The 6022-nt window shown below is 39.9% G+C and carries 6 protein-coding genes; all 6 read right to left on the bottom strand.

The window, feature by feature from the left end:
- Positions 1-17: 17 nt before the first annotated feature.
- Entirely contained in the window at positions 18-1448 is a 1431-nt protein-coding gene (locus tag NTV63_02610; GenBank protein ID MCX6709824.1) for an adenylosuccinate synthetase, read from the bottom strand.
- 121 nt (positions 1449-1569) lie between these two features.
- Positions 1570-1935, bottom strand: a complete 366-nt coding sequence (locus NTV63_02605) for a hypothetical protein (protein MCX6709823.1) — start codon at positions 1933-1935, stop codon at positions 1570-1572.
- Positions 1936-2256: 321 nt separating this feature from the next.
- Positions 2257-2937, bottom strand: a complete 681-nt coding sequence (locus tag NTV63_02600; GenBank protein MCX6709822.1) for a hypothetical protein — start codon at positions 2935-2937, stop codon at positions 2257-2259.
- Positions 2938-2951: 14 nt separating this feature from the next.
- A complete protein-coding gene (locus tag NTV63_02595; protein MCX6709821.1) occupies positions 2952-3560 on the bottom strand; it encodes a hypothetical protein in 609 nt (202 codons plus the stop codon).
- 135 nt (positions 3561-3695) lie between these two features.
- On the bottom strand, positions 3696-5609 hold the full coding sequence (locus NTV63_02590; GenBank protein MCX6709820.1) for a hypothetical protein: 1914 nt from the start codon (positions 5607-5609) through the stop codon (positions 3696-3698).
- A 51-nt stretch (positions 5610-5660) separates the two neighbouring features.
- Positions 5661-6022: hypothetical protein (locus tag NTV63_02585; GenBank protein ID MCX6709819.1), on the bottom strand; the 362-nt coding region annotated here is incomplete at its 5' end.

The raw sequence follows: 6022 nt of genomic DNA, 5'->3' as shown, positions 1-6022 counted from the left end.
AAGAATAAATTATTTTTTTACCTTACTATTGTTTCATCCTTGTCTTTTCCAACTGACACTGCAATCACGTCTGCACCTGTGAACCCTTCAAAGTCAAAGATTGCGCTTTTCAGGGTTTTCGGGAGATTTTCATACTGCCTTATCCCGCTGATTTCAGGGTAGCCCTCGTATCTCCTGTTTACTGGAATGATTTTGTTCAGGAAATTAGGGTCCTTGTTGAAGTCAGTGTACGAATCAAGCCCTGTTGAGTATTCATAGCACACCCGGAATGAATCCATTCCTGAAAAAACATCGCATTTTGTAAGGATTATCTTCGGCCCGTTTATCCCGACTGCATATTTTGCTGCAACAGCGTCAGTCCAGCCGACTCTTCTTATCCTGTCCACTATTGCCTCATACTCATTAGCAAAAAGCCTTATTCCTATCCCTTTGTCAAATTCATCGTTTGAGTGCATGAGCTCCTGAATAAGCACGCTGTTGCGGTCATAAGTGATAATGCCGTTTTCTTTGGAATATGGAATCCCGTTGTCGATAAGCTCGTATTCTTTTGTGGCTTTGTCGTTTTTTGCGTACTCAAATGCTTTCTTTCCTCCCATCTCAGTTGGGAAAGGTCCGCCTCCTAATCTTGTCATGTAAGGGAATTTCATTAGCCCGATTGGAAGGTCGATTGCAGCAGCAGAAATCCCAACTCCTGACGCAGTGCCGTTCACAGAGACATCACACGAGGTAACATAAGGGTATGTTCCGTGTTCAATGCTTAAAAGAAGCCCCTGCGAGCTTTCTATCACAATTTTCTTTCCGTCTCTTATGAAGTGGTGCATTTCCGAGACAGTATCTCTTACCATTAGCTTCATTTTTTCTGAGTACTGCTCAAGCCCTGCAATTATTTCTTCAATATTGATGTTCTGCTCAGGATAGAACTGCATTGCTCTTTTTATCTTCTCAGCAAGTATGCCTTTGTTGTAAAGGTCGTTTATTGTGATTCCGCGCCTTGCAATCTTGTCTGTATAGGTTGGTCCTATCCCTCTGCCTGTTGAGCCGATTCCTCCGGTTCTCTGGCTTTTGTTTTTTGCAATATCATATGCTATGTGATAAGGCATGATGACATTTGCGTCCTTGCTTATCTGAAGATTGTTGTATGAAAGCCCCGCTCTTGACAATGAATCAAGCTCTTCGCACAGCCCTTTTGGCTCAATAACCATCCCGTTTCCAAGTATTGTTATCTTTCCAAGCGAGTCATAGAATATTCCTGCGGGAACTGTGTGGAATGAGATTTCCTTGCCATTCACAACAGCAGTGTGGTCTGCATTGTTGCCCCCTGTGCTTCTTGCGTTTACCTCTCCCCATTCTGAAAAGAAATTTGAGAATTTTCCTTTTCCGGAGTCTCCCAGCTGGTCGTCCATTATTGCTACAACTTGCACTTTTTTAAGAAGTTTTTCCAAAGACATTGTCACACCTCACATTCTTATTATTGAGAGAAAGAATCTCCTATTTATTCTACGCGCATTTTTCTTTTTAATCTTTTGTATTAGGAAAAGTATATATCCTAAAAATATTTTATCTCTCTCACTAAGATGCTATAATTTCAACCTTATCAGCGGAAATCTCATTTTTTCCTTTGAAGATGCTTATTCTTCCGATTACTTCCACTTCTGAGCCGTTCAAACCCGCAATTTTCAGGGCTGCTGGGTTTTTTACCATTACAAGAATTGACTCAGTTGCAGAAACATTCAGGAGAATTCCTGATTTTGTAATTTTCGCATCAGAAACAATGCCGGTTATTCTTACCCTTTCATTCTCATTCATGCCTTCTGCACCAAAGATTGAATTAAATGGAGGAATTGAGAATTCAGAGATTATGAACAGGGCTATAATCCCTGCTATTGCAGAGAAAAAAGCGATTTTTAGGAGTGTTCTTTCGTTAAACTGCGGCATTAATTATTATGAGAAAAGCAGATTATTAAACTATTCCTGATATTTTTTGAATGTTTTCCGAAAATATCAAAAAAAACAAAAAAACAAAAAAATCCACCCCCAATCTCTATCCCCATAGAGCGTGATATTCTTAGTCAATCCCTTTTTAGTTAACAGCTGATATTATAGTTGCAAGTATTATTCCTGCGCTAAGCGAGGCGGACAGTATTTGGGCGCCTGTTGCTGATGCAATTCTTGAAAGTATTTTAAGAGACATTTTTGCACTCCTTCAAATGAATATTTCCCCGTCAAACTTTTCTGGAATCATTTTATTTCACCTTATCATCCAGATTTTATAAGTCCGAGGACTTCTGAAGCCTCTTCTGGCTCAATTCTGTAAGGGTTTCTTGTGTAAACCAACTTAAGCTTTGTTTTTTTGCCCTCAAAGAACTTGTGCTCCCTTATCAGATGGGGGCTTATTGAATAGAACCTGAATGACTTTTTGAGATTCAGGTTTTTTACTGTGAATTCATAGTTTTCCTGAGGTTCATATCTGCCTTCCTGCTTTCCGTAGCTGCAGCTCAAGGATGAATATTCCGGCAAAATCTGGCTCCATGGACAGCTCGCAGGCTCTTTCCTCTCAACTTCAACTTCATATGTTGCAAGCGCCCTGTCTTCAACAGCAGAATAGTTTTTGTCAAGAAGAACTGTTGACTTCTTTGGCTTTCCCTGCCCCATGCTGTTATTTACCCCCTGAATTATGCTTTCAAGAGAACCTGCAATCTGCTCGTAAGTTACCCCTATCCTTTGAAGGGTTTTGTAATCCGCTTCCTTAACATCATAAAGGCGTTCATTAGGGCCAAGATATCCTACAAGTGTTTTTCCGCGCAGGATTTCCTCAAGCTCGCTTTGGCATCCATATTCCTCCATAGGCATGAATTTTTCTATTTCTTCAATTGCGCTTATGTCAGGATATGAATAATTCTCCTTGACTCCCTTTGTTTTTCTTTTGAAAAGTGCCATTTTGCTCTCCTTTTTCAGTATATGATTGCAACAACAACCCTTCTTATCTGGGAAAACCTTATTCTTCCCGGGTCCTCGCTTGGATTGTTGTCGCCTTTTGCAATGCAGTACCATCCATTTTCATCATTTCCTATCTTTGCAACCCTGTGGATTATTGTCCCTTCTGCATATTCTGACTCATATGAGATTATGTCGCCTATTTTGATTTCATCCTCGCTTACTGGAACAATTTCAATAGCGTTTGAATTTTCATTGAGGACAGGCTCCATTGAATGTGTTGGAGTGAATGAAGCCCATTCAGCATTTTTTAGATTGATTATGATTTTATCATTGAAAACATAAATCTGGCTTTCAGAAATCCTGTCTGCTGGCGCCTGTTTTGTTATGGGCTCCCCTAAGAGCATCTCAATAAGAGTGTTTTTATCAGGTTCATCTGAGGATTTTGCAATTTCGGGATTAGGAAACCCTTCAAGCCCGATTTCAGATGATGTTAATTCAGAAGCAGAATCCCCTGCTGCAGAATAACCTCCCATGTAATACTCCTGCGACAGCTCAGAGTAAAGGCTGCTGCAGAACCATCCGAGCAGGAATACAAGCAGTGAAACCATTATCTGCATTTTCATAACTACTTAGGAGTAACTAATACTATTTAAATCTTTCGATATTTTAGTTACTTATTAGTAGTTATATATTGGTTGAAAAATGAAAGCAATAGATTAATGATAAATTAGATGAAAAAGAAGAAAAAAGGGAAATTCCTAATTTCCCTGGACCGGCGCTTCCTGCGCTGATTGGGAAGGGCTTCTTTCATATGCTTTAGATGGCTGGTTTTCCTTTATTGCATCTGCCCTCTCATTCGCCTCTGATTCTGCAATCATCTTTTTGATAATTCTTTTAACCTTTCCTGACTCGCGTTTCCTGTATCTTCCCGCATACTTGTTTTCGTCAATTGCGTAAATTACAGCCCTGAGCTCATCCCTCTCTTTTTGTGAAAGAGTTTCATGCATTCCTTTCCTGTAAAGCTCTTCCATTGCTTTAGCCCTTTCCTTCCATGTCCAAATCCTCTTTCCTTCAGCAACATCACCTGAAAAGCTCTCTGCAATTTCAGGTAAAGAGTAATGGCTGTCTCCTGCTGCAATCTTTTCTGCTGAAACCAGCGCCTTTTCAGAATTTATTTTGCTGATAAGCCCGCTTTCATTGCCTGAGTGCGCGCGGTAAAGCGCCCTTATTGCGCTTCTGTAATCCCTTCCTTCTTCCCGCTGAAGAGGATTTGCCGTGGTTTCATTGCTTACTCTCCCCTCAAGCCCTGAATGCGGATTTTCTCTGGAAGCATTCGAGCCAGCATACAATAATGACATCCTGTCCAATGCTGAAACATTCTTTTCAACTATCTGGGCAAGCCCTTTTATCTGCTCTCCAATGGATGAGGTGTATTTCTCCATTGCATTTTCAATGTATTTTCCTATTGAGCTTTCAAACTCGTTTTTCCTGCTCTCAAAATACCTGCCAATTCTTGAAGCGTATTCCTCAAAAGATGGAATTTCAGAATCTTTTCTCTCTCCTTCTCTTTCCTTTTTTTCAGAACCAAGAATTTTTCTCAACTTTTCAGATATTTTTCCTTCTCCAGGAGTTTCTTCCATTTCCTCATTGAAGATATCCCTAATCTTTCCGTAAACGAGGTTTTCGTGCCTTGTTTTAAGGGCTGGCTTATTGCTCTTTTTATGAGGATGCCCGCTTAATTCGCATATTTTTCTGCTTAATCCAGTTACTTCTCCTTTTTTAGAAGATGATTGTGCTTGAGTTTCTTTCTCTCTGTTATTATCAGCAATTTTGGAGTATTCCAGATGCTGCTCTGCCTGAAGGATTTTTTCAGCGATTTTATTTAGCTTTTTACCGCTATGCCCGGAAGTATTTTTATCCTGAAATTTATCAGCTTCCTTTCGTATTATCTCATCAATTCTTTGGATTTCCCTGCTTTCTGGCAGGGGGATTATGCTTTCTGAAAAATCTGACTTGATTTTGTCATATGAAATCTGAGCCCTGTTTCTATCTATTATCTTAAGTTCTGCAGTCTTTCCAGGTTTAGAGCCGTCATGCCCTGAATATTCAGAGAATACCACATCTTCAGCATTCAAATCAAGGATTAAAGGCTCATTTATTTCCAGAATAAGCCCTTTCTTCTTGTCTGGATAATTACTTCCTATAAATGATGATTCAAAGCATCTCAGCAATTGCTTAAGCTGGTTTTTTTCAATGCCAAATGCGTCTTTTTTCCCAATCTTATACCAGATTCCTGCAAGGTAATCTCCTGTCTTGTAATTTCCGCTCTCAATTCCATCTGCAATTTTTTCATAGTCAGAAAAGCAGCCTAAATGTATTGATGGGGAACTTTTTGAGTTAATGGTGTGAAAGGTTATGTCTGATATTACCCCCTCTTCATCTGCTATCAATGAGCCGTAGGAAAAAGCCATTCCCCCAGTCAGTTCATCAGAAAGTGCAGGATACATGCTCATCTTTACAAAAGCATTTTTTTCTATGTTCCACTTATTTAGAATATTATCGCAGCTTTCCTCCAAAGAGGGAGTGCTTCTAACTGGCAGTTCATTAGCGAGTATGCCTCTTAACTTGCTAACTCTTCTCTTTTCCGATGTTTTTCCGGTAAATCCGTTCATTTTTTTCTCCTTTTTCAATTATTAAGCATTTTATAGTTTAAAACATTAATCTCAGATTTTCCGCAAATCTTTCATATTGCATTTGCATGAAGAGATTGGGGAAGTGATGAATGCTGTGTAGAGCTCATAATCAGCTGATGAATCATAGTTTATGCTTTTTTTAGCTGCTTTCCCGCTCTCAAGCATCAGCGATGCCTCTCCTGCAAGAATGGAGCCTGCTATCATGTTTGAGATTACAACACTTGGCTCTTTTTCCTCTGATTCGCATGAATTCCTTTCCATTTTCCTCTTAGCCCATTCTTTAGCCATATTTTCAAGCCCCATCTGGCAGTTTATGCATGCGGTTTTCCCGGGGATGTAAGCCCTTACTGCTGAGGCAAACGGCTCTGTTCCCCCATCGAGGTAAGGTATCC

The sequence above is a fragment of the Candidatus Woesearchaeota archaeon genome (genome assembly GCA_026394965.1).
Lineage (GTDB): Archaea > Nanobdellota > Nanobdellia > Woesearchaeales > 0-14-0-80-44-23 > JAPLZQ01.
The sequence above is the reverse complement of the archived record's forward strand: the minus strand, read 5'-3'. Positions and strand labels throughout refer to the sequence as shown.

Excerpts from the sequence above, each read along its gene's own strand:
- NTV63_02610 (MCX6709824.1), bottom strand. The coding sequence starts at position 1,448 with ATGTCTTTGGAAAAACTTCTTAAAAAAGTGCAAGTTGTAGCAATAATG.
- NTV63_02605 (MCX6709823.1), bottom strand. The coding sequence starts at position 1,935 with ATGCCGCAGTTTAACGAAAGAACACTCCTAAAAATCGCTTTTTTCTCT.
- NTV63_02600 (MCX6709822.1), bottom strand. The coding sequence starts at position 2,937 with ATGGCACTTTTCAAAAGAAAAACAAAGGGAGTCAAGGAGAATTATTCA.
- NTV63_02595 (MCX6709821.1), bottom strand. The coding sequence starts at position 3,560 with ATGAAAATGCAGATAATGGTTTCACTGCTTGTATTCCTGCTCGGATGG.
- NTV63_02590 (MCX6709820.1), bottom strand. The coding sequence starts at position 5,609 with ATGAACGGATTTACCGGAAAAACATCGGAAAAGAGAAGAGTTAGCAAG.